The sequence below is a fragment of the Rheinheimera texasensis DSM 17496 genome, assembly GCF_000711985.1.
Taxonomy (GTDB): domain Bacteria; phylum Pseudomonadota; class Gammaproteobacteria; order Enterobacterales; family Alteromonadaceae; genus Pararheinheimera; species Pararheinheimera texasensis.
The window spans coordinates 748121-773340 of the sequence record NZ_KL544005.1 but is presented as its reverse complement, the minus strand read 5'-3'; the positions used below and the strand labels follow the sequence as shown (position 1 = coordinate 773340).

13 protein-coding genes are annotated in these 25220 nt (G+C 52.6%); 8 read left to right on the top strand and 5 right to left on the bottom strand.

Features of this window, described 5'->3' with window-relative positions:
- Positions 1-19: 19 nt before the first annotated feature.
- Entirely contained in the window at positions 20-910 is an 891-nt protein-coding gene (locus Q399_RS0113925) for a DMT family transporter (RefSeq protein ID WP_084164344.1), read from the bottom strand.
- An 8-nt stretch (positions 911-918) separates the two neighbouring features.
- Positions 919-1827: a cysteine synthase CysM gene (gene cysM, locus Q399_RS0113920; protein ID WP_031569415.1), complete on the bottom strand. Its 909-nt coding sequence runs from the start codon at positions 1825-1827 to the stop codon at positions 919-921.
- Between the two features lie 137 nt (positions 1828-1964).
- On the opposite strand from cysM, the gene Q399_RS21655 reads away from it, so the two are divergent.
- The 3 genes from Q399_RS21655 to Q399_RS21645 all read left to right on the top strand — a co-directional run bounded on the left by Q399_RS21655 (position 1965) and on the right by Q399_RS21645 (position 14981).
- Positions 1965-6473, top strand: coding sequence for a S8 family peptidase (locus Q399_RS21655; protein WP_051686001.1), 4509 nt, complete (start codon positions 1965-1967; stop codon positions 6471-6473).
- Between the two features lie 77 nt (positions 6474-6550).
- Positions 6551-10771, top strand: coding sequence for a S8 family peptidase (locus Q399_RS21650; protein ID WP_084164340.1), 4221 nt, complete (start codon positions 6551-6553; stop codon positions 10769-10771).
- 76 nt (positions 10772-10847) lie between these two features.
- The gene (locus Q399_RS21645) at positions 10848-14981 is read left to right on the top strand and encodes a S8 family serine peptidase (RefSeq protein ID WP_031569412.1); all 4134 of its coding nucleotides are present in this window, start codon (positions 10848-10850) and stop codon (positions 14979-14981) included.
- Between the two features lie 96 nt (positions 14982-15077).
- Here the strand turns inward: Q399_RS21645 and Q399_RS0113900 are convergent, their stop codons facing one another.
- From Q399_RS0113900 to ylqF, 3 genes are all read right to left on the bottom strand, one after another.
- Complete coding sequence (locus Q399_RS0113900) at positions 15078-15827, bottom strand: TrmH family RNA methyltransferase (RefSeq protein ID WP_031569411.1); 750 nt, start codon at positions 15825-15827, stop codon at positions 15078-15080.
- A gap of 28 nt (positions 15828-15855) precedes the next feature.
- A complete protein-coding gene (locus tag Q399_RS0113895; protein ID WP_051685999.1) occupies positions 15856-17529 on the bottom strand; it encodes an amidohydrolase in 1674 nt (557 codons plus the stop codon).
- An 81-nt stretch (positions 17530-17610) separates the two neighbouring features.
- Positions 17611-18546 carry a ribosome biogenesis GTPase YlqF gene (ylqF, locus tag Q399_RS0113890; RefSeq protein ID WP_031569409.1) on the bottom strand — a complete coding sequence of 312 codons (936 nt, stop codon included), beginning with the start codon at positions 18544-18546 and terminating at the stop codon, positions 17611-17613.
- Between the two features lie 202 nt (positions 18547-18748).
- On the opposite strand from ylqF, the gene Q399_RS0113885 reads away from it, so the two are divergent.
- From Q399_RS0113885 to Q399_RS0113860, 5 genes are all read left to right on the top strand, one after another.
- Positions 18749-20251, top strand: a complete 1503-nt coding sequence (locus tag Q399_RS0113885) for an FG-GAP repeat domain-containing protein (protein ID WP_051685998.1) — start codon at positions 18749-18751, stop codon at positions 20249-20251.
- Positions 20252-20268: 17 nt separating this feature from the next.
- Positions 20269-20835 (top strand): peptidylprolyl isomerase, encoded by a 567-nt coding sequence (locus Q399_RS0113880; RefSeq protein WP_051685997.1) that lies wholly within the window; start codon positions 20269-20271, stop codon positions 20833-20835.
- 1133 nt (positions 20836-21968) lie between these two features.
- Positions 21969-22232: a hypothetical protein gene (locus Q399_RS22265; RefSeq protein WP_031569405.1), complete on the top strand. Its 264-nt coding sequence runs from the start codon at positions 21969-21971 to the stop codon at positions 22230-22232.
- Positions 22216-22761: a GNAT family N-acetyltransferase gene (locus Q399_RS0113865; RefSeq protein ID WP_031569404.1), complete on the top strand. Its 546-nt coding sequence runs from the start codon at positions 22216-22218 to the stop codon at positions 22759-22761. The genes Q399_RS22265 and Q399_RS0113865 overlap by 17 nt, the downstream gene beginning before the upstream one ends.
- Before the next feature lie 311 nt (positions 22762-23072).
- Positions 23073-25202 (top strand): protein-disulfide reductase DsbD family protein, encoded by a 2130-nt coding sequence (locus Q399_RS0113860; protein ID WP_037046140.1) that lies wholly within the window; start codon positions 23073-23075, stop codon positions 25200-25202.
- The last annotated feature ends 18 nt before the right edge of the window (positions 25203-25220 follow it).

Genomic DNA, 25220 nt, shown 5'->3' with positions numbered 1-25220 from the left:
GTTTTGGTTTTAGAATAAATTAATGCAATAAAATCAACACAGTACCGCCAACGGTCAAAGCCGCACCTAACCAGGCGCCGGCGGCTGGGCGGCGTTTATACACCAGCCATAACAGCGGTAACACCAGCACCGGGCTGACGGATGAGAGCATGGCGACCAGACTGGCGTCGCCAAGTTTTAATGCCTGCAAAATCAGCGTCATGCCAATCACCATCGATAACAGCGCATTAAAGGCGACCATGCCCAGCACTTTTTTAGTCATCGGCAGATAGGTGCGGGCGACTTTAAAACCCAGCCACAACAAGACCAAATGACACAGTAGCGCCGTGGTCATCCGCACCGCCGAAGCGGCGATGGCGTCGATGTCGGTTTCCATCAGCGGTTTGAGCATCAGCGTGGAAACGGCCTGACACAAGGCCGACAACAAGCCCAGGCCAATGCCAATACCAAGCTGATGGCTGGAAGATTCCCAGTGATGTTGTTCACTGGCTCTTTTGCCAAACAATATGGCGCACATCACGCCGCTAACCAGCAGTCCTGAGCCCACCAGCGTCCAGCCCCATAGAGTTTCGCCCAAAAACAGATAAGCCAGCAGCGCCGAAAACAGCGCATGGGTGGCAAACAGCACGCCGGCGCGGCGTGGCCCAAGCCGGTTCATTGAGGCAAAAAGCGCAGTGTCGCCAATTAAAATGCCAATACAGCCAGAGGCGGCCAGCAACCAGAGCTTATCTGCCGGCAAGGTTTGCCAACTGCCGCTATAGAGCGCGACTGACCACAGCAACAAGCTGGCAAAAGTCATGCGCCAGCGGGTAAAAGCAAAAGCGCCTAAATGCGCCGACGCCGGTGCGGAAATTAAACTGCCAACCGCCCAGCAGAGCGCAGCGGCCAGCGCCATCCATTCAAAAGTCACAACTGTTCCTAATTATTAAATAGGCCGGAAGACAAATAACGATCGCCGCGGTCGCAGATGATGGCGACTATCACTGCGCCGGGATTTTGTTCGGCCAGCCGGATGGCCGAAAACACAGCACCGCCGGAGCTGACGCCGGCACAGATACCTTCTTCCCGCGCTAAGCGCCGCGTGGTGGCAACCGCATCGGCTTCGCTGACATCCAGCACCAGATCAACGCGGCTTCTTTCATAAAAACCCGGCAGATAAGCTTCAGGCCAACGCCGGATCCCCGGTATCGAACTGCCTTCGGCTGGTTGTAAACCGACAATCTGTATCGCCGGGTTTTGTTGTTTCAGATAAGTGGAAACGCCCATGATAGTGCCGGTAGTGCCCATACTGGAGACGAAATGCGTGATAAGCCCCTGACTTTGTTGCCAAATCTCCGGGCCAGTGCCCTGAACATGCGCTGCCGGATTGTCGCGGTTATTAAACTGGTCCAGCACTTTGCCTTTGCCGTCCGCTTGCATCTGCAGCGCTAAATCGCGCGCACCTTCCATGCCCTGCGCTTTGGTCACCAGAATCAGTTCAGCGCCATAGGCCTGCATCGAGGCTTTGCGCTCGGCTGTGGCGTTGTCCGGCATGATCAACACCATCTTGTAACCTTTGATCGCCGCGGCCATGGCCAGCGCAATGCCGGTATTGCCGCTGGTCGCTTCGATAATGGTGTCGCCGGGCTTGATATCACCGCGTGCTTCGGCGGCGTTAAGCATATTGAGGGCCGGTCTGTCTTTGACCGAACCCGCCGGATTATTGCCTTCCAGCTTTAACAGCACTGTACTTTGGGTATGCGCCGCCATGCGCTGCAACCGCACCAGCGGTGTCTGGCCAACATAGTCGGCGATAGTGGGGAAATTCGGTTCAGCAGAAACAGACATCTGGGGCTCCGGCGGTGGGAAGAGGCGCTATTGTAGCGGAAAAGCGGCCAAAAACGGAGGATTGCCGCTGCTGATATTCTGCTGGTTTTTTCGCACTGTGGCAGGTTAGACTGTGTTGAAAATGCAAAGGAATGCTGATGAAAAAATTACTTATTTTTAGCATTGGGCTGTTAGTAGCTGTGACCGCAGCAGCTCAGAATACGTCAGCGGTTTCCTCTTTTCGACAGCCGGTCCACGGCGATGGTTATTTGTTGCAAACCACAGGCCCCGGCGGCCAGACCATACGTTGGTACCGGCAATCTAAACCTAAATACCTGCTTGAATTAAATAAACCTGGATTGTATCCGGCCCTTCATCAACAGGCCCTGCAACAGCTAAAACATCAACCGGTAGCAGATGTTGCAGTTTCAGCACAACAGCTACGCCAGACCAGACAAAGTCTGGCGAAAGATCCAGGGCTTATCACCGCATTACGCCAGCAGATCGACATTGAACAACAGCAAGTGATTGCCGCAGTGCGGCAGTTAGCCGGTGCTCAGGTCGAACAGCAATTCAGTCAGCTCAGTAATTTGCTGTTGGTCTCAGGTCCTGTTACTCAGGATCAGCTGACGGCGCTGCCCGGCGTGGTGCGTGTCTGGCCAGAGCAGGCTTATCAGGTCAGTTTGAGCGAAAGCGTACCGAAGATTAAAGCGCCACTGGTTTGGGCACAAAAAGATGCCAAAGATCAGCAAATTACCGGCCAAGGTATCCGCATTGCGGTGCTGGATACCGGCGTCGATTACAGCCATCCTGCCTTGGGTGGTTGTGTGGGGGCCAGCTGCAAAGTGATCCTTGCGCGCAATACCGTCGACAACAACGACGATGTCACAGATGTGCACGGCCATGGCACCCATGTAGCGGCTATCGCTGCGGGTAAGGCGGACACAGGCAATGGCGTTGCGCCTGATGCGCAGCTGATCGGAGTGAAAGTGTTAAATGACCAGGGCTATGGTTATGACAGCAGCATCATCGCCGGTATTGAATACGCGGTTGACCCGGACGGGAACCCGGCGACTGACGATGGCGCTGACATTATCAATATGAGTTTGGGCGGGCCTGGTGATGCACAATCGCCCATTAGTCAGGCGGCGGAGAGAGCCGTACAGGCTGGCGTGACTGTTGTAGTTGCTGCCGGCAATAGTTACGACTATCTGACCATCGGCAGCCCGGCCGCGGCGCGGTCTGCGATCACTGTGGCCAATACCGATCTCGAGGATCGGGTTAATTTTAGTAGCAGTCGCGGGCCGCTTGAGGGGGCAGACTATCTGAAACCTGAAATCGCCGCCCCCGGTACTGATATTGAAGCGGCAAAATCGGGTGGTGGTTTAAAACGTCTGACCGGCACCAGCATGGCGGCGCCACATGTCGCCGGAGCTGCGGCTTTGTTACTGCAGGCGCAGCCACAATTAACCCCGTTGCAGGTAAAACAGCGGTTAGTGCAATCAGCAGATTTGATTAACGCCAATCCGGCCGAAGCCGGTGGCGGGCGTCTGAATGTGCTGAACGCGGTTAACCAGTCTTTCTTCTTGCAGGAAACCGCAGTCGCCCTTGGCCGGGTGCCAAATGAACCAACGGTGTTCAGCGGCAGTCGTCAGGTTACTTTTATCAATCCGACAGCACAAACTGTGCTTGTTAAAGCCAGTGTACTCGGCCAGGCACAAGCAGGATTAAAAGTAACTGTTGTCCAATCTGAACATCAGGTTGCACCAAACAGCAGCGCCACTTTTGACATCCAGTTCAACGCGCAAAGTGAAGATATAAATTTCCCTGATAATGATGGTGGCGTTGCCGGATTTCAGCTGGCGTTTGATGCAGGTGCACAACGTCTGACTGTACCGGTCTGGTATGAAAAATATCAGGCATTGCAGGTGCAACATGACGGTTCTTTAGTCGAGTTACGCATCCTGGACGAAAGTCTGACGGAGCGTTTTTATGCCTCCGGATTCAGTTTCGGCAGTGCCGGTACAAAACAAGTCAGGATGACTAATGTTAGCGGCTTCAAACATATTTTTGGCAGACTTGAACTGTCTGACCCGAAAGATCCTCATGCTTTAGGTATGATGGCTGCTTTGAGAATTGATTTCCCGGTCCTGACTGGCACTGACACATTAGTTAATATGAGCAGTGACTTGCTGACCGAATATCACAGAATCAACAATGTGGAATTTCTCAGTCAGCCTTACGATTTTGCTTCAGGCAATATCAGTAATAGTAGTTTTGCCATACTGCAGAATTTAAAACTGGCTGTGCCTGTATTGTATTCGTCGCGGTGGTGTGAAACGCCATGCATGTTAAAACCCAAAGCAATGATGTTTGGTGGTTTTAGTGGAGCAGACTGGAGCTTTGAGCAGACACATGAATACCCTCAACCGGATATCAGCCGGCCTGAGACCCGATTTTTCAGTTGGCAGGGTGCGGTTGGCAATGGCCCGAGTAACGGAGAAATCAAATTTGATCAAAACAGTTTGATCCAGTTTGGACTACTGGCTGGTAAAGTTCCGGTGACAGGCGGCGGATTGAGTTACGGTTGGCCATTTGAGGCAAAAGAAGGTGATGTGCTGCGCGTCTATCAGGCCGGGCCATTGCTGTTGCCGGACACTGCGCCGCAAATTCAGTCTTTTTCTTCCGGATTTAACAAAGACGCTCACTCCGGATATTTCTCGGCCTCGCCAGAGGGCTCGATCCGTAAATGGCGGATGTCAGAAACCGGGCCACGTCAGTTAGTCGTAGCAGTAGACTTTAATACTAACCAGCTTCCACTGAGTTCCAGTCTGAAAGTTTTTACCGGCGCTGTCTCGGTAGGAGAAAAAGCCGGTTTGTTAACGATGACGCAGGCGCCGCGGAATGACAGCGAGAACTGGCATTTCCCGGTACTTTGGCACGATCAATATATGAATGTCGGGTACTTTACCGATGCGACTCAGTTGGAAATGCGTTGTGATCAGACATCCGTGGGGCGTTGGGGCGATTTAAGTTATGGCAATTGGTTTCATTATGGCCGTAACTGTAAAGAGTTTGTCTTGCAAGCGGAGGGTATCACTGCAAAACAATTGCACACATTACCAACAGTGACCTACCAGATAAAATCAGACGGGGCTTTCCCGCGACTCAGCCATTTAGTGTTATTCAACCGGCAGCAGTTGTCTGATGTTGTCAGCCGTATCGACCACCGGCTGAATTTCGATTTGACTGAAATTGCCGGTGAGTCATCGGTTAAAGCCATTGAGGTGGATTTTAGGGTCGGTAATTCGCTATGGCGCAATGTGTATAAGGCAACCGTCAACGGACCTCATAGCGCTCGTTTACCAATCTCCGCACAAACTGAAGTCGCCGACTTGCGTATTCGTGTTCAGCAAGCGAATGGCAATCAGTTTGAACAGATATTACCGGAGGTACTGACCATCGGTGCCAGCGCTGGTGGTGATAACGATGTCGATAGTGACGGTATCCTCAATGCTGTGGATGCGGATAACGACAATGATGGCGTGGTCGACACTGATGATGCGTTACCCTTCGACCCGACTGAGACCACTGATACCGACAAAGACGGCGTTGGTAATAACGCTGACCCGGATGACGACAACGACGGTGTGGCCGACACAGCCGATGCTTTCCCGCTGGACCCAAAAGAATCAGTCGACACCGACAAAGACGGCATCGGTAATAACGCCGATCCGGACGATGACAACGACGGCACACCTGATCTCAGCGATGCCTTCCCGTTAGATCCGCTAGAAACTACCGACACCGATAAAGACGGCATTGGTAATAACGCAGACCCGGATGACGACAACGATGGCACGTCGGATGTCAGCGATGCTTTCCCGTTAGATCCCCTTGAAACCATAGATACTGACAAAGACGGCATTGGCAATAACGCCGATCCGGATGACGACAACGACGGCACGCCGGATGTGAACGATGCCTTTCCGTTAGATCCGGCGGAAACGTTGGATACCGACAAAGACGGCATCGGTAACAATGCCGATCCGGATGATGACAATGACGGTGTGGCAGACACGGCCGACGCCTTCCCGTTAGATCCAAAAGAGTCAGTCGACACTGACAAAGACGGCATCGGTAATAACGCCGATCCGGATGACGACAACGACGGTGTGGCTGACAGCGCAGACGCCTTCCCGTTAGATCCAAAAGAAACCACCGACACAGACAAAGACGGCATCGGCAATAACGCTGATCCGGACGATGACAATGACGGCGTGGCTGACACAGCCGATGCTTTCCCACTGGATCCCAAAGAAACGCTGGACACTGATAAAGACGGCATCGGCAACAATGCTGACTCTGATGATGACAACGACGGTGTGGCAGACACCGCCGACGCCTTCCCACTGGATCCCAAAGAAACGCTGGATACCGACAAAGACGGCATCGGCAATAACGCCGACCCGGATGATGACAACGATGGTGTGGCCGACAGCAGTGATAAATATCCGCTGGATGCGACGCGCAGCAGCGATCCGGTGACACCGGATACCGGCAGCTCAGGTTCTGGTGGCGGCGGTGGTGCTGGTTTAGGCGGGCTGTTGCTAGGTTTACCGCTGCTGGTCTGGCGACGCCGAAATTGGTATTGGGCTGACAAATAAAGTGATGGTCATCATCAGGCACCATTGTGAACATTTTGCTTTTTTACACAAATAAATAAGATGCGGAGAGTTGTTCGATGACACGGAAGACATTGCGGGCAGTCATTGTCAGTGCGGTGGTAGCTCATCAGATTCAGGCGGCTGAACATGATATTGCCACTATTGCGGCCGGTGATTTACCACCTGGCAGTTATCGTCAGGACCTATCTGATGGAGTACTTCGACTAATAGAACCAGAACGTTATCTGGTGCAATTAGAAACGCCGGCATTATATCCGCAATTAGAACAGGAGTTGCGCGCGCAACAACAGATACAGCTCGCGCCGGAACAGGCGCTCAGCAGCGACAACTGGCAGCAGCTTAGTTTCAGTCAAATCAGTGCCGCTCAGGCGCGTATTCAGAACGAGCAGCAGCTGGCTAAAATCCAAATTCAGAGTCGTTTTCCAAAGGCGCGGGTGACGGGCCAATTCAGCCAGTTAGAAAATGCCTTAACCGTGACACTCACTGCGCCCGACAAACAACAGCTTGCACAACAAATAGCGCAACTCCCCGGGGTGAAAGCGGTTTATCCAGAGCAGTTGGTCAGAGCTTTTCTCGGACAAAGTGTGCCGAAAATCGAGGCGCCCAAGGTGTGGGAGATGCAGCGTGACAACTTGCCGATCAAAGGCAAGAACATTCGGGTGGCGGTGTTAGACACAGGTGTGGATTATACCCACGAAGCCCTGGGTGGCTGTTTAGGCACCGGCTGTAAAGTCGCCGGCGGTTACGATTTTGTCGCCAAAGATAATGACCCGATGGATGTACACGGCCACGGTACTCATGTGGCATCTATTATCGCCGGTCAGTCGGCTACCATTACCGGTGTGGCTCCGGAGGCCAGTATCTATGCCTACAAAGTCTTAGCAGACAATGGTTATGGCAGCACTTTTGACATTATCTCGGCTTTGGAAAAAGCCGTAGATCCAGACGGTGACCCTCAGACCCGCGATGGTGCACAGATTATTAATATGAGTCTGGGACACGATGGCCGGGATGCTAATGATCCCATGGTGGTGGCGGTCAACAATGCCGCGAAAGCCGGCGCTTTGGTGGTTGTCGCAGCAGGAAACTCGGGGCCCAATTTAGAGTCCTTAGGTTCGCCAGGTATTGCATCTGACGCCTTAACGGTCGCCAATACCTCGAAAACCGACGTGGTGTCTTTCGATAGTAGTCGTGGACCCGGCGTCGCGGGCGAGCTGTTTAAACCTGAAATAGCCGCACCTGGTAGCAGCATTTATGCGGCGATCCCTGGGAATAAGTATGAGTATAAAAGCGGTACCAGTATGGCAGCGCCGCATGTTGCCGGCGCTGCCGCTTTGTTGCTGCAGGCGGAGCCGGGATTAAGCGCAGCAGATCTGAAACGGCGACTTGTGCAATCGACCGACCAGTTGACGGACACATACTGGGACCATGGCAGCGGACGGCTCAATGTATTAAAAGCAGTCCGGCAAACGTTGTCTGCAGATCTGTCCATGCTCTATTTAGGGCGGGTCAATGCGAGTGATTTTGCCATCCAGGGGACCCGCAGTTTTAGTCTGCAAAACAAATCCTCAGTTGCTGCAGACATCGCGCTGAATACCCAGTGGTTACCTGATTTTATCAATGTGACCTTTGATACTCCCAATGTGAAACTGAGATCTGGAGAGAAAAAAACGTTTGAAGTGAGTTACCGAGTGGACCTGACCAAACTGCCGGAAAACCCGCCTCCATCTGGTGCATATCAATTTTATGTGACTTATGGAACTGCAAGCGAGTCAGCAGCGCTGCCTATTTTACTGGAGTACTATTTCCCGTTTCGATTAAATCTGATGAGTCCAATCTCATCCGTTTATCTTTTCACGTCCAAATGGCAATCAATCAATACAAAGTACAATTTAACAAATTTGACTGTGGTCGATTATAAATTGCTCCAAAAACACATCAATATCAGGAGTGAGGCGTTATCCACACCGGCGCATTTGTTACCCGAGGAAACAAAGGGTAGATGGGTTAGCCGCAATAATTGGATTTTCCGGACTGATGTTGACGTTACATTGACTCCCGAATTATCAGTCTCCGATAGCGAGTTAAAACATCGCTTACGTATGAATTCGCCTACCAGGGACGGTAAACCATTTTGGGATGCTGAAAACAGACTGGCGTGGGAGTCTGTTTCTCTTAATAACGGTAAATATAACTTAGGTAGTTATCTTCGCTTTTCGTTTTGTGACCCAATTTGTTCAGGGACGCCGCCAGTCGAAAACTATTTCAGTGATTTGCCTGCGACGGCATCTTTGAGAATTCAACAACAAAGCATAAGCCCTTCGTGGCAGCAGCTTATCATGAATACTTACCGCTTCAGTTCTCCGCTTCAGACACAGGATTTATCAGTGGATTATAGTGATAAAGATCTGATTCAACTAAGAAAACACAAAAATAGCTTTTTTAGTTTTGGCCAGTCTTCTGTGGGGTCCTCTGCATTTTCCAAAAACGTCAGTTTGAGTATCTGGTCGAAAACAACAGGACTAACGGCTGATGAAATGCCAAATAGCCGGATAACTTTTGGAAAAGGCGACGACTGGGGAGACAAAATAGGCACCCAGCAATGGCGGCTGACTGAAGACGGAAAAATTGAGAAATATCGTTGTAAAACAGATTCTTGTAATCCAACCCAAATTGCCGATCATCAACTGATTTATAGCTCCGACGTACGCGAACTGTCCTTTGATAACAACCTGCGTTACCTGACCTCACCGCTGCGGACAGATAGTACTCAGTTACAGATCATTCCACGTAGTAAAGCGATCGATTTGTATTTTTCCAATAATATTTTCAATGATTTATGGCAAAACGATGCGCCTGCATTCACACAGATTTCGGTGAGTCAGATCTGTGATACTGAGCAAGTGTCACTGGAGCCGTTAAAAGCGAGTTTCTGGTACGAAAAGGCTGGCAGTAATTTCGCAACAAGTCTGCAGAAACCTGCTGACTGTAAAGGGGCTGAAATTCTACTGAATTACCCGTTGGACGGGCGAGACGATAAAGGCTTGCTGGGCGAAGTCAGGTTTGCACAGGTGAAAGCTGGCTTAGACTCACCGTACTTTGTCAATATGGCGACCTTTAACCGGGCAACACGAGGGGACACTATTAGCAGGATTGATAACAAATTCAGTGTTGAAGTCGTATCTACAGTAGATCCGATTAAAGAGTTTAAAGTCTTTCTGAAGACCACAGATGGCGACTGGAAGCTGGCTTATCACGGTTATAACGCCGGCGTGCATCAGTTCCCGTTGCCGCTGCGTGCCGGTGAGCAATGGCTGGATCTGCGACTGCAGGTTATTACGCAGTCTGGCAATCAGTTGCTAAATACCATGCCTGAGGCGCTGCGTTTAGGTGCCAGTGCCGGTGGCGATAACGATGTTGATAGCGATGGTATTCTGAATGATGCCGACACCGATAACGACAATGATTCGGTGCCTGATAGCAGCGACACCATGCCATACAACCCTACAGAAACAACTGATTCTGACCAGGATGGCCTTGGCAATAACGCCGACCCGGATGATGACAACGACGGCACCCCGGATGTCAGCGACGCCTTCCCGTTAGATCCGGCGGAGACGTTGGATACTGACAAAGACGGCATCGGCAATAACGCTGACCCGGACGATGACAACGACGGTGTGGCAGACACCGCCGATGCTTTCCCACTGGATCCCAAAGAAACGTTGGATTCTGACAAAGACGGTATTGGTAACAACGCCGATCCGGACGATGACAATGACGGTGTGGCAGATACCGCCGACGTCTTCCCGTTAGATCCAAAAGAATCAGTCGACACTGACAAAGACGGCATCGGTAATAACGCTGATCCGGACGATGACAACGACGGCGTGGCAGATACTGCAGACGCCTTCCCGCTGGACCCAAAAGAAACGCTGGATACTGATAAAGACGGCATTGGTAATAATGCCGATGCGGATGACGACAACGATGGTGTGGCCGACACAGCCGATGCCTTCCCGCTGGATCCAAAAGAAACCACGGACACAGACAAAGACGGCATCGGTAATAACGCCGATCCTGACGATGACAACGATGGTGTGGCCGACAGCAGCGATAAATATCCGCTGGATGCGACGCGCAGCAGCGATCCCGTTACACCGAATGCCGGCAGCTCAGGTTCTGGTGGCGGCGGTGGTGCTGGTTTAGGTGAGCTGTTGCTAGTTTTACCGCTGCTGGTCTGGCGACGCCGAAATTGGTATTGGGCTGACAAATAAATTGATGGTCATCATCAGGAACCATTGTGAAGATTTTGTTTTTTACACAAATAAATAAGATGCGGAGAGTTGTTCGATGACACGGAAGACATTGCTGGCAGTCATTGTCAGTGCGGTGGTTGCTCATCAGATTCAGGCGGCTGAACCTGATATTGCCACAATTGCGGCGACCGGAGATTTACCTCCGGGTGGTTATCGTCAGGATCTGCCGGATGGGCAGTTACGGCTGACAGAGCCAGAGCGTTTTCTGGTGCAACTAGAAACCGCTGGTTTATATCCGCAATTAGAACAGGAATTGCGGGCGCAACAACAGATACAGCTCGCGCCGGAACAGGCGCTCAGCAGCGACAGCTGGCAACAGCTTAGTTTCAGTCAAATCAGTGCTGCCCAGGCGCGTATTCAGAACGAGCAGCAGCTGGCTAAAATCCAAATCCAGAGTCGTTTTCCACAGGCGCGGGTGACGGGCCAATTCAGTCAGTTAGAAAATGCCTTAACCGTGACGCTGAAAGCGCCCGACAAACAACAGCTTGCACAACAAATAGCGCAACTGCCCGGGGTGAAAGCGGTTTATCCAGAGCAGTTGGTCCGGGCTTTTTTATCGCAAAGCGTGCCGAAAATCGAAGTGCCTAGGGTATGGGAGATGCAACGCGACGGCCTGCCCATCAAAGGCAAGAACATTCGCGTGGCGGTGTTAGATACCGGCGTGGATTATACCCACGAATCCCTGGGTGGTTGTTTCGGGGCCGGTTGTAAAGTGGCCGGCGGTTACGATTTTGTCGCCAAAGATGATGACCCGATGGATGTGCACGGCCACGGCACTCATGTGGCATCTATTATCGCCGGTCAGTCGGCAACTATCACAGGTGTAGCGCCAGAGGCCAGCATCATTGCTTATAAAGTACTGGCAGATAATGGCTTTGGTAGCACTTTCGATATTATTGCCGCTTTAGAAAAAGCCGTAGATCCAGACGGCGACCCACAGACCCGCGACGGTGCTCAGATTATCAATATGAGTCTTGGCAACGATAGCCGGGACGCCAATGATCCCTTGGTGGTCGCTGTGAATAATGCCGCCAAAGCCGGTGCATTGGTGGTCGTCGCAGCTGGAAACTCGGGTCCCAATTTAGAGTCTTTAGGTTCGCCTGGTATTGCCGCGGAGGCCTTAACGGTCGCTAATACCTCGAAAACCGACGCGGTGTCTTTCGACAGTAGCCGTGGGCCCGGCGTCGCGGGCGCGCTGTTTAAACCTGAGATGGCCGCACCGGGTAGCAGCATTTATGCTGCGATCCCTGGCAATAAGTATGAGTATAAAAGCGGTACCAGTATGGCCGCACCGCATGTAGCCGGTGCTGCTGCTTTATTGCTACAAGCGGAGCCGCAGTTGACCGCGTTTCAGCTCAAACAGCGATTGGTGCAGAATACAGACCCGCTGAAGGAATCATTTTGGGACCACGGTACTGGCCGGCTGAATGTACTTAAAGCAGTGCGGGGGCAAGTCGCTCTGGATCAGAATGCTTTGTATCTGGGGCTGCTCAATAGTGCAGATTTCGCCAAGCAGGGAACTCGCCGCTTCAGCGTCCAGAATAATTCGGCCCAAGCAGTTGAATTAACATTAAAAACCTCTGGCACACCGGCATTCTTGACTGTAACTTTAAGTAGTGCATCCGTAAAATTAGCGCCAGGCGAGACGAAAGATGTCGATCTCAGTTATCTGGTTGATGCATCTAAAATCCCGGAAAATCCACCCGGAAATGCGGTCTATCAATTTGATATTGAGTTGTCAGGCGGTAACCAGGTTCAAAGGTTACCGGTGATATTAGATCATTATTTTATCCTCAAAGTAAATCTGGCCAGCCCGATGAATTCGGTCGGTATCTACACGCCGAAGTGGGCGAGAGTCGCATCCCGCTACAACCTGTGGGGGCAATCCAGTGTCAATCTGCGGTTAACGGATAAAACGATTCACATATTCGCTGAAGCGTCTTCGCCACCAGCCTCACTGCTGCCGGAAGAAACAAAAAATATGTCGATCAAACGTGATAATTGGATTTTCCGTACTGATGTCGATTTGTCAGCCACACCGGAAATCACAGTCTCAAATGCTGATATCAAGCATCGTTTGCGGCTCAAGTCGCCGACCAAAAATGGCGCGCCGTTTTGGGCCGGCGATTTTAAGAAAACCTTTGGTAGTGTGGCGCTTAAGGATGGTGACCGCTATCTAACCGGTTTTACCTTTTGGACTGAATGCAGGCCGCTGTGCGCAGCCATACCGCCCTCAGAGTTTTATCTGAGTGACGTGCCGGCTAGTTTCAGTTTATATAGTCAGCAGCAGCTGTTGCTCTCAGATTCGATGCCACAACATCTGATTATGGCGTCTTTCCGCTTTAACTCCCTGAGCCCGACCCAAGACTTAGAGCTTGATTTTACTGAACAACATCAGGTGAGGCTGCGCAAACCAGCTGAAAAACCAAATCATTTATTTGCGATGGACGGGTTGGGCTTTGCCGATCTTAGTGGGCAACTTGATCTCTATATCTGGCAAAAATCAGTTGGACTGAGAGCAGACGAGCTACCGGATAACAGGTTTCGATTTGAGGATTGGTCAAAAAGTGCCGCATCAGTGACGACGCAGCAATGGCGATTGACAGATGATGGCAAAATACTGAAATTCCGCTGTAAATCAGATATATGCGATATCAAAAAGTTATCCGATCTGGAGCTTATCTACAGCTCAGATGTGCGGGAATTATCTTTTGATAACAACTTACGTTATCTGACATCGCCGCTACAGGCCAGTGCCGATGGACTGCTGATTAAGCCGCGTTACCAATCTGTTGATTTATACAGAGGCAACAATATCTTCAATGATTTATGGCAAAACGACATTCCGTCGTACGCCCAGGTAAAAGCGCGCCATCAATGTGGCCCCGAAGCAAATCTGTTAAACGAATTCAGGTCAAACCTCTGGTTTAGCGGCGATGTTCCACCACATTTCCGCACCGATCTTATCCAGCCTTTTGATTGTAAAGAGAACTTTATTTTTCTGAATTATCCGCTTGATGGAAGGGACACGCAGGGCCTGCTTGGTGAAGTCCGCTTTGATCAGATCAAGGCCGGTTTGGAGTCGCCTTATTTTGTCGATTTAGCCACTTTTAATCGAGCAAAACGTGGCGACACTATCAGCCGGATTGATAACAAGTTCAGTGTCGAAGTTGCCTCGAAACAAGATCCGGTAAAGGAATTCAAAGTCTTGTTAAGAACCAAAGATGGCGACTGGAAGCTGGCTTACCACGGTTATAACGCCGGCGTGCATCAGTTCCCGTTACCGCTGCGTGCCGGTGAGCATTGGCTGGATCTGCGACTGCAGGTTTTGACGCAATCGGGCAATCAATTGTTGAATACGATGCCGGAAGCGCTGCGTATTGGTGCCAGTGTCGGTGGTGATAATGATGTCGATAGTGACGGCATCCTCAATAGTGCCGACACCGACAACGACAATGATTCGGTGCCTGATAGCAGCGACACCATGCCATACAACCCAACAGAAACAACTGATTCTGACCAGGATGGCCTCGGCAATAACGCCGACCCGGATGATGACAACGACGGCACGCCGGATGTGAACGATGCCTTCCCGTTAGATCCGGCGGAAACGTTGGATACCGACAAAGACGGCATCGGTAATAACGCCGACCCGGATGATGACAACGATGGCGTGGCAGATACCGCCGACGTCTTCCCGTTAGATCCAAAAGAATCAGTCGACACTGACAAAGACGGCATCGGTAATAACGCCGACCCGGACGATGACAACGACGGCGTGGCAGATACTGCAGACGCCTTCCCGTTGGATCCCAAAGAAACGCTGGATACCGACAAAGACGGCATTGGTAATAACGCTGACCCGGATGACGACAACGACGGTGTGGCCGACACAGCCGATGCTTTCCCACTGGATCCCAAAGAAACGCTGGATACCGACAAAGACGGCACCGGCAATAACGCCGATCCTGACGATGACAACGATGGTGTGGCCGACAGCAGCGATAAATATCCGCTGGATGCGACGCGCAGCAGTGACCCGGTGACGCCGAATGCCGGCAGTTCAGGTTCGGGCGGCGGTGGTGCTGGTTTAGGCGTATTGCTGCTTGGTTTACCGCTGCTGGCCTGGCGTCGGCAGCGCAGCCAGATCACCAACAAAGCAGCCTGATGTCGGGTTTATATCAATCTTGAGACAATAAAAAAGCGCCTGATTTTGGCGCTTTTTTGTGGGTAAAAACTAAGCCATAACTGCTTTATCAGCCAGCTACTTCCCTGACAGCCGCAGCAGATTATCCACAATCACCGCACTGGCGATGCCGACATTTAAACTCTCAGCCTGGCCAAAAGCCGGAATGGTTATACGACGGTTCACGCATGCTGCGATGGCGTCACTGATGCCGTTGGCTTCATTGCCAAGCACGATAAAACCACCGGGTTTGGCTAAAGCCAGCTGATGCACCGAATCGCCGTCTAAAAAGGCACCGTACACCGCTTGCTGTGCCTGATTCAGCACTGGTGTTAAATCGCCATAATGCAGTTTGACGCGTAAAAACGAGCCTTTGGCACTGGCGATGACTTTGGGGTTAAAGGCATCGACCGTATCCGCTGAGCAAAGGATATGGCGGATGCCATACCAGTCGGCGATGCGGATAATAGTGCCGAGATTGCCGGGGTCATTGACGTTATCCAGCACTAAAGTCCATTCCCCGGCGGTTTCAGCAAAAGGCGCGTACTGCGGAATAGCGACCACAGCCAGCGCCGCGTTGTTGCTGGTAAAAGTGCCAACCTGTTCCAGTTCGCTGGCGGAGCAGGGGTGGCTCATCTCGGCGGCATAGGCAGTTTCAGGAAAACGGTCAAAAAAGTCGGCGGTGCCAAACAAGGCTTTGACCGGCCAGTGCGCGGCCAATACTTCCAGCACTGCTTTTTCACCTTCGACAAAAAACAGTTGCTCTGCTTTTCGAAACTTCTTTAAATGCAGTGACTTAATTAGTTTTGACCACTTCTGGCTAATCATAAAAAACCTTGTTTATTCCCGGAACTGTTTATTCACGGAATTGGTATTTCAGTTCGCCGCCGACATAAGTCGCCAGCACTTTGGTTTGCCACAGCTGTTCCGGTGCGACTTTGACAATATCGCGGTCGACCAGAATAAAGTCAGCCCACATGCCGGGCGCGAGACTGCCCATCGCCTGATCCTGGAAAGCGCCATAAGCGGCATCGACGGTGAAGCTACGCAGCGCTTCAACCAGCGTCAGTTTTTGCTCTGGTAACCAGCCACCGGCCGGTTGATTTTGCTGGTCCTGCCGTGTCACGGCGGCATGGATGCCAAAAAACGGATTGGCCAGTTCGACCGGATAATCTGAGCCGCCGACAATGCGGTTGCCGTCATCGACCAGTGAACGCCAGGCATAAGCCCCACGCAGCCGCGCCACACCTAAACGGTCACCGGCCATGTTTTTATCCGAAGTGGCATGAGTCGGTTGCATCGACGGCAGCACATGCAATGCAGCAAAACGTGGCAAGTCTTTGGGGGCGACAATTTGCGCATGTTCAATGCGATGACGGCCGGTCTTACGCTGCACTTCAGTTTGCAGGCTCTCAAAACGGTCTAACGCCAGCTGGTTGGCATAGTCGCCAATGGCGTGCACATTAGCCTGGAAACCGGCGTCTATGGTCAGTTTCATCACGGCGCTGAGTTTATCCGGCTGGGTCACTAACAAACCGGTTTCTTTGGGTTTATCGTTGTAAGGCGCCAGTAACGCCGCGCCACGGCTGCCAAGCGCGCCGTCACCGTAAATTTTCACTGAGCGCACATCGAGGAAATCGAGCGGGTCGTCGGTGGGGCCGGCTTTGAGCCAGATTTCCAGCGCCGGATCTGTCGCCGACAACATCGGGTACAGCCGCAGCGGGAGCTGTTTCGCTTCGCGCAATTGCTGGTATGTGGCGAGGTTGGCCGCATCGATGCCGGCGTCATGGGTGCTGGTAATGCCGAGTGACAGCAGATGGTTAAATGCTGCGTTCAGCGCACTGATGCGCTCGGCTTCATTGATGGCCGGAATTTGTTTTTCCAGCATCAGCATGGCGTTATCAATTAATACGCCGGTGGGTTCGCCGTTGGCGTCACGGACAATCTGGCCGCCCGGCGGGTCTATGCTGTCTTTGCTGATGCCGGCCAGTTGCAGGGCTTTGCTGTTGGCCCAGCCGGCATGGCCGTCGACGCGACTGAGCCAGACCGGTTTGTCTTTAATCACTTCATCTAATAACTGTTTGCCGGGAAACTGTTGGCTCGGCCATAACACCTGATTCCAGCCACGGCCTAAAATCCACTGCGCCTGCGGATTGGCTTTGGCAAAAGCGGCGGTTTTGGCTACCGCTTGTGCCTCTGAGCTGCTTTCGCGTAAATCAACCTGACTCAAGTTCTGGCCAAGGCCTAGCACATGGCCGTGACCGTCAATCAGGCCTGGCAATAAAGTGCGGCCTTGACCGTCGATTTTGCTGGCTTCAGGAAAGTCTTTGGCAATGCCCTGACCGCGTGCCAGTACTTTGCCGGTGGCGTCGTCAAACACCAGTTCAGAAAACGACAGCAGCTGACGCTGATCGTCAAAACCATAACCTTTGATATTGCTGATAAGCACAGGCGCGGCGTGTGCCGACAGGGTGAAACAGCCGGAAATCAACAAGGCCAGCAGGGACTGCCGGCGGGACAGAAAAGACATCGCAAACTCCGTGTACGTGGGCTTTTGCGCCTTGCCGGCAGAGCGGGCAAACAGCGCAAAAGACAAACCTGGGTCTGGGCGTCAGCGGCGGTTTTTCTTGGTGCGGCGCGCCCGTTCTTTATCACGCTCCGCTTTTTCTTTGGCTTTGCGGGCTTCCTCTAACTTAGCATTGGTGACTTCTGCTGTCACCATTTCAGGGGTTTCCAGCGTGATAGGGCCAAACAATCCCGCACGTAACTCATTGATTAAAATCGCGCCCGCTTTGGTCACATCGACCACACCGCCTTTGGCCATACAGCCGCGTTTGGCGCCAATGGCGTCGAGCAGCGCCAAGTCATTTTCCGGTTTTTCTTTCAGTTGATAGCGGCCCAGCACCTGGTCGGCATAATGTTCCAGCAAGTATTCGGCGGCGAACAGCGCGATGTCGCCATAGTCAAAAGCGGTTTCTTTGATGGCGCCGGTGATGGCGAGGCGATAACCACAGCTGGCCGGGCTGAGTTTGGGCCAGAGGAAGCCCGGCGTGTCGGTTAAAATGACGCCGTTGTCGAGTTTAATCCGTTGCTGTGATTTAGTGACACCGGCTTCGTTGCCGGTTTTGGCAATCACCCGGCCGGCTAAGGTATTGATTAAGGTCGATTTACCAACGTTCGGGATCCCCATAATCATCGCGCGCGGGCCACGTACGTCGAAGTTGCGGTCTGGTAATAAAGTGGTGCAGAGGTCAAGTAGTGCGCGGATTTGTGCCGGGTCCTGCTGGCTGATTGGAATGGCTTTGACGCCGGCTTCCTGCTCAAAATGCGCCTGCCAGATGGCCGTGACAGCCGGGTCGGCCAGATCAGCTTTATTCAGCACTTTAATACACGGCGTGTCGCCGCGTAGTTCCGGCACCAGCGGGTTTTCACTGGAAAATGGAATGCGGGCGTCGAGCATCTCGATGATGACATCAACCTGGGGCATCACCTCCGCAATTTCTTTGCGGGCTTTATGCATATGACCCGGGAACCAGTTAATTGACATCACTCATCTCCAACACACAACAAAGCCGGTTATTTTAGCCCGAACCGGCCTGGAGCGGAAATCTTTCGCCAGACCTTTGCCTTTATTCAGCGAAATAATTGCTTGAATGACTGAATTTGTTACACATTTGTTGGTCTTTAACAGCGGCTTCATCGTATGCTGAGGCAAAATCCCGTTTAATCCATCTGAAAGGAACATCAGGATGCCGCTGAGATCCGCCGTCTATTCAGCTTTTTATGCAGCCAGGCCACAACGACTGGCGCTCGCGACCGGCAGCTTGTTACTGGCCTGCACGCTCGGTGCTATGCCAGCGCACGCGCTGCAACTTAAAGCCACCACAGTCAAACTGGAGCATCCGGCCAATGGCAGTCTGCTGCGCATGCCAGGCCAGCCGGTGTTGCTGGTGTCCGGCCACAACCATGAATTTCGTTGGCTCAGCCGGGTCGACTATGCCAATAACAGTACCGAACAAATCGCCTTACCGGCCCAGGTACAGTTTTTTCAGGCCGCGACTTTAGCCGGCCACAATGGCAGCCAGTTGGTGGCCATAGGGCAGGACGCTTTGTGGCATTATCAAACCGACACAAAAAAATGGCGGCAATTAGCCAGCGCGCCTTCTGCTTATCCGGTGACCGATGCCAAACGGATGCTGCAGCTCGAATTTACCGCCGATTTGGACCAAAACGGCCTGACCGATTTTCTGGTGCCTGATTTTCGTGCCTTGCAGGTGCTGATGCAGCAAAAAGACGGCTCTTTTCGCACTTATGCCCTGCCAATTACCGCACAAATGCAGATTTTTGAAAAAGACCCGGATTTTTTCCTGAAAACGCCGCGCCAGGTCGATTTCACGCTGGATGGTCGCACCGATATCGTGTTTAACGTCGACGACAACCTGTGGGTTTATCCGCAGCAAGCGGACGGCAGCTTTGCCACCACGGCCACAGTGGTGCCGCTCGGGGTTGGCCTGACGCCGGATGTGCAGGCGCAGCAGCGCGGCGGCGACGGCCGCAGCTACGAGGGCCTGACTATCACGCGGCTGGAACGGTTACTCGACTTAAATGGCGATAAAGTCACCGATTTAGTAGTGCAACAGCAGCATTATGTGGATGTGATGGAGCAGAAATACAGCTACCGTGTTCACTATGGCCGCAATGACAACGGCAAGCTGGTTTTCCCAACCACAGCGGACCAACAGATCAACACCACAGGTGTGCAGTTTGATGTGCAATTTGCTGATTTAGACGCCGACGGCCGCTTAGATTTTTACACGCCGGCGGCGGAGATTGGCATCAGCAAAATAGTGTCAGCGCTGTTGACCGGTTCGGCGTCGGTCGACTGGTTATTCTACAAACAGCAGGCCGACGGCAGTTTTGGCACTAAACCAGTGCACCGTCAGGAAGTCGATGTCGGCATTTCGCTTGGCAGCGGTCAGTTTAATTTGCCCGTCACCGCAGTATTAAAAGGTGCCGATGGCAAAGCGACCTTGCTGAAAGCCGAAGATGAAGACACGCTACGCAGCTACGCCCCGGTTGGCGCGAAGCTGTTTTCCGATAAAAGTACCCGGCAAAATATTAAACTGCCAAAACGCGCCATTAACTTACTGGTCAATGACTTAAACGACGATGGCAAAGAGGATTTAGTGCTGCCGTTTGGCGCGCAGGAAGCCAAAGGTCAGACCAATCAACTCACCATTTTATTGCAATAAACCACAAGGAAAAGCGGATGAAGCTGTTAAAAAGTGCGGTGTTGTTATTCGGTTTGGCTGGTGTTGGCGCTGGTGTAGCACAGGCGGCGCCAACTGCGGTGATTGAAACCACTATTGGCACTATGAAGTTTGATTTGCACCAGCAAGCGGCGCCAAAAACCACCGCGCGTTTTATTGAACTCGCCAAATCCGGCTGGTACAACGGCAAATCTTTTTACCGCGTGGTCAAAGGCCACGTCGCGCAAGCTGGCATCAATGATGACAATCATCCGGACCATCAAAAATACCGTGTCCCGGCCGAGTTCTCCGACAAGTTGCCCCACATCCGCGGCAGCCTCGGCATGGCGCGCGACGAAGACCCCAATAGCGGCAGCACCGAATTTTTTATCTGCTTAGAACGCCGCGCACATCTCGACGGCAAATACACCAATTTCGGCCAGCTCAGCGACGGCGACAAAGTACTGGACGCCTTTGCCGCACTGCCAGTCGACGAAAAATGGATCGACAATCCGGGCGCAAAACCCATCGCCTTTCATAGCCCAAAACAACCGGTTTTGATTAAGCAGATCCGGATTGAGCCTTGAGTGGTGGGGGTAGATTCACCGTCATAAGATGGTACCAATCCACGCGCTTGGCGTACTTCACTCACCCAGTAAACATTGGCGAACGGCGCGGACGCTTACAACGCAGACACGCCGTGAATACATCCTTGTAGGCTCGTCAGCCGCTATCCCTGCGGCTGACGGTCTGCTTTTGTAATCATCCGGCCGTTTTGCGAGTTCATTTGTAGCAGTTACATACACATACAACTATTTGGGAATAATGTGTACGGCGTGTGACGCCCAGCGGGCTTCGCTTGCGCGTACCTACTCGCTGATTGAGATCGTAGGTACCGGCAAGCGATAGCGTCGCCGTACAATGCTCCATATTCGATGCCTGCAATTCGCCCCAAACGCATATTCAAAACTCTAACAAAACTTGGCTCTGGAAAACCCTCAGTTGCACTAACAAGCTTTTTCTTCGGTTGTGGAGATGTTAACGTCTGAGCGTTTATGAAATCGGGTGGGTGTCCTAGGAGTGTCCCAGTTAACCACCACACAGCAAGAGGTCAAGGAAGAATCGAATGATAGTGATTAAAGTCCCCAAGAACTTTGTTTGGCCGGTGAGGGTTCTGTTTTTGGTTTTAGCGCTGGTTATTATCAAAATTATTGTAGATAAATACCTTCAGGGATACATAATCAGTTCCGGAGCAACAAAGTACGAATATGGAAGCGTCGTATACTTTACGCATATGCTGAAATATGTTGTCTTCGCTTTTGTATTGATACTCTTTGCTGTCAGAACGATTGAAAAAAAATAGTCTGCCAAAGATAAAACCAAGTACCAAAATTCGCCGAAGTCCGCCATCCCAAACCCCAACAAACCCAACATCGGCAGCCGCGGAGTGAGCGATCAAGAGTGAGCGCGGGAGGCGCGAACGGGCGAACGCAGTGGTGGCGGTGTTGGGTTTGCCGCGATGTGCCAACTATCTAAGCAGCGTTACTAAAGCACTTTGCTCATAAAATACTTAGCGCCACCGGCGAACGGGTAGTCCTGCTGCGTCCACTCCACTTGAGTATGGCGCGTTAAATTCAGCGATTTATTTGGCAATGTTGCCAGACATCAGGGTGATGTTGTCCTGGTTGACACTACTGCTGAACGTGGTAAACGCACTGTTATGGACTTAACTGGCGAGCCGGTTGACATCCTGATGAATGCTCGCGGTATGATGGAATTGATTTTACTGAATATTGCCCTGCAAAATGGCGTAATTAAAGCCGACTTATTTTCGGTACTGGTGCTGATGTCGATCATCACGACGATGATGGCGACGCCGCTGTTTAATTGCCTGCGGCGCCGGCGGTCGTTTCGCCGCAGGCTCAGTAATCAGATGTCAGTTCATTTTTTTTCAGCGGAGCCATGTTATGGAGCACTTTCTTGAATTAACCAGTGCCAGATTACAGCTTCGGACTATGCGCACGGCGGACTGGCCGCTGTTCTTGCAATTGCATCAGGATGAAACGGTCCGGCGTTATGTGTGTGATGTACAAAGCGAAGCGCAAATCCGCGCCCGCTTTGACAGCCGGTTGCTGCCCTGGACAGTGCATCGCCCGGATATGATGGCGCTGGTGATCGAGCGCCGCGACAACTCAGCCCCGGTTGGTGTGATTGGGTTGCGCAGCGACTGGGCGAACCGACAGGCTGAAGTGGGCTTTTTGCTGCTGCCTGCACAGCAAGGCCAGGGGTTTGCCGGCGAAGCACTGCAAACGTTGTTGCAGTTTGCAGTGCAAAATTGTGGTTATCACAAGCTGGTGGCCACTGTCACCGCCGGCAATGAGCCGAGCCTGAAATTACTGAAAAAACATGGTTTTGTGCAGGAAGGGCTGCTGCGTGAACACTATTTCCTCGGCGGCCGTTTTGTCGACGATGTGAAGCTCGGTCTGTTAGCCCGCGACTGGTCGCCGCTTTAGCCAGTCGTATTTTGTGTAGCGTTGCAGGCCATCCGTTTGCCGGTCGCTGGTAAAGCGTGGTTTAAATCTCACCTGTGGCACTAAACTGTGTTCTTTACCTGTCTGTCCGACTTCAGTCATTTCCGCTCAAAAGCGCAGTTATCGCGACAAAACGCAGATCAGGCTTCAGGCGTATTGCGTAACATCTCATGCAACAACGCTTTGATTGCGGCAGCCCCGATAGCTGCAACCGCTATTCTGAAGCGAAGCCCCGGGCATAGTGCTTAATATCTCAATACGAACTGTCCGTCATGGCACCCCAGAGGTTAGATATGTGGCTGAGGCTTTTTCTTGGGTTATTGCTGAATCTGTGCGCACTGCCAGCCATCGCAGAGGCGCAGGCCAGTGCTGCGACTGACCAAGTGCAGGCGCGATTGCTGGTTGATCATCAGGTGGTCAGCCCGGGCCAGCGCCTGCGCATCGCCGTGCAGCAAAAAATTATCCCGCACTGGCACACCTACTGGCAAAACCCGGGTGATTCTGGCGAAGCAACTCAAATCCGCTGGCAATTACCCTCTGGCGTTGAGATCAGTGCGATAGAATGGCCGGCACCGCAGCGCTTTGTGCTGGGACCCGTCACGAATTATGGCTACAGCGACGAAGTCAGTTTGTTACAGTGGCTTAGCGTGCCAGCGGACTGGCCACTCGGGCAGCCGTTACAACTGCAGGCCACTGTCGATTGGCTCGTGTGTGAAGAGGAATGTATTCCGCAAAGCGTGCAGCTGGCTCTTCGTTTGCCGGTGGCAGCCAGTCCGGTCAGTGCATCTGCGGCAGATTTGCAGGTGCTCAGCACCAGTGAGGCCAGATTGCCGCAGCCGCTGCCCTTTAACGGCCAGTTGCAGCCAGATCCGACCGGTGGCTATCAGTTAGCCGTCAGCGGGCTGCCGGCTGATGTCAGCCTGACAGACAGTTACTTTTTCCCGTCGCGCTGGGGTTTGTTGGCGCAAAGCCAGCCGCAGCGTTGGCAGTTACAGCATGGCGTGCTTAGTCTGCAATTGCCCGCCGGTGAAACACCACTGCAAACCGGAGCTGTGCTGGACGGTGTGTTGCTGCTCAGTGAAGCCGGTGCCGGGCCCAGGGGTTATCAGTTAAGTGTGACCATGGCTGCAGCATCGTCTGGCGAGCTTTTGCCAGTCGCTGCGCCATCAGCCGACACGAATATGTCCACGACATTGGCTCTGTTGCTGGCTTTTGCCGGTGGATTTTTGCTGAATCTGATGCCTTGTGTGTTTCCGGTCCTGTCGATGAAAGCGCTGGCATTGCTGGCGCACAGCCAGCAGCCATTGGGCGAACAGCGCCGGCATGGCTGGGCTTATACCGCAGGTATTGTCCTTAGTCTGTTGGGCTTTGCTTTGCTGCTGCTTGGTTTTAAAGCGGCCGGTACTGAGCTGGGTTGGGGCTTTCAGTTTCAGTCCCCGCTGTTTGTGCTTCTGATGACTTGCCTGCTGTTTGCTGTGGCGCTGAATTTGTCCGGCGTTTATGAGATCACTGGCCGTTTGAATGGCGCCGGGCAGGCATTGGCTGCTCAGCAGGGGTATCGCGGCAGTTTTTTTACCGGGGTGCTGGCGACCGTGGTGGCAACCCCTTGTACTGCGCCGTTAATGGCAGCAGCGTTGGGTTTTGCCATGACGCAACCGCCACTCACGTTACTGCTGGTGTTTGTTTGTCTGGGGCTGGGGTTGGCAAGCCCGGTATTAGTGCTGAGCTACTGGCCGGCGTTGCAGCGGCGCTTGCCAAAGCCTGGCCCCTGGATGTTGGTATTCCGCCAAATGCTGGCGTTTCCGATGTATGGCGCCGCGATTTGGCTCGGCTGGGTGCTGGCGCAACTACAAGGCGCTGACAGCTGGAGTTGGTTATTGATGGTGCTATTGTTGCAGAGCTTTGCGCTGTGGTGGCTGGGACAAAGCCAGCAGCGTGCGGGCACCTTTTGGCAGCCGCTGACTGCGTTGGTCTTGCTGGTACTTGGCCTCATTTGGGGGGTGTTGCAACTTAAATCTGTAGCGTCAGAACAGACGACAGACCCATTAGTCAGCAAGAAAGGCGCTCAGCACGCGGGCCCTGCGTTTGAACCATACAGCGATGCCCGTTTAGCTGAACTGCGGGCCGCCGGTACCCCCGTTTTTGTTAATTTCACCGCGGCCTGGTGCTTAAGTTGTCTGGTCAATGAAAAAGTGGCGCTCAGTACCACGCAAGTGCAAAAGGCTTTTTCGGAGCGGGGTGTGGTGTATTTAAAAGCCGACTGGACAGCACGCGACGAACACATTCGCCAGACGCTGGCACGATATGGCCGTAGTGGCGTGCCGTTATACCTGTTTTTTCCTGCCGGGCAGCGGGACGCGGTAGAGCTGCCTCAAATTCTGACGCCGGACTTGCTGGTCCGGACCGTCAGCGTTGTTGATTAGCCGATAAAAAAGGAGAGT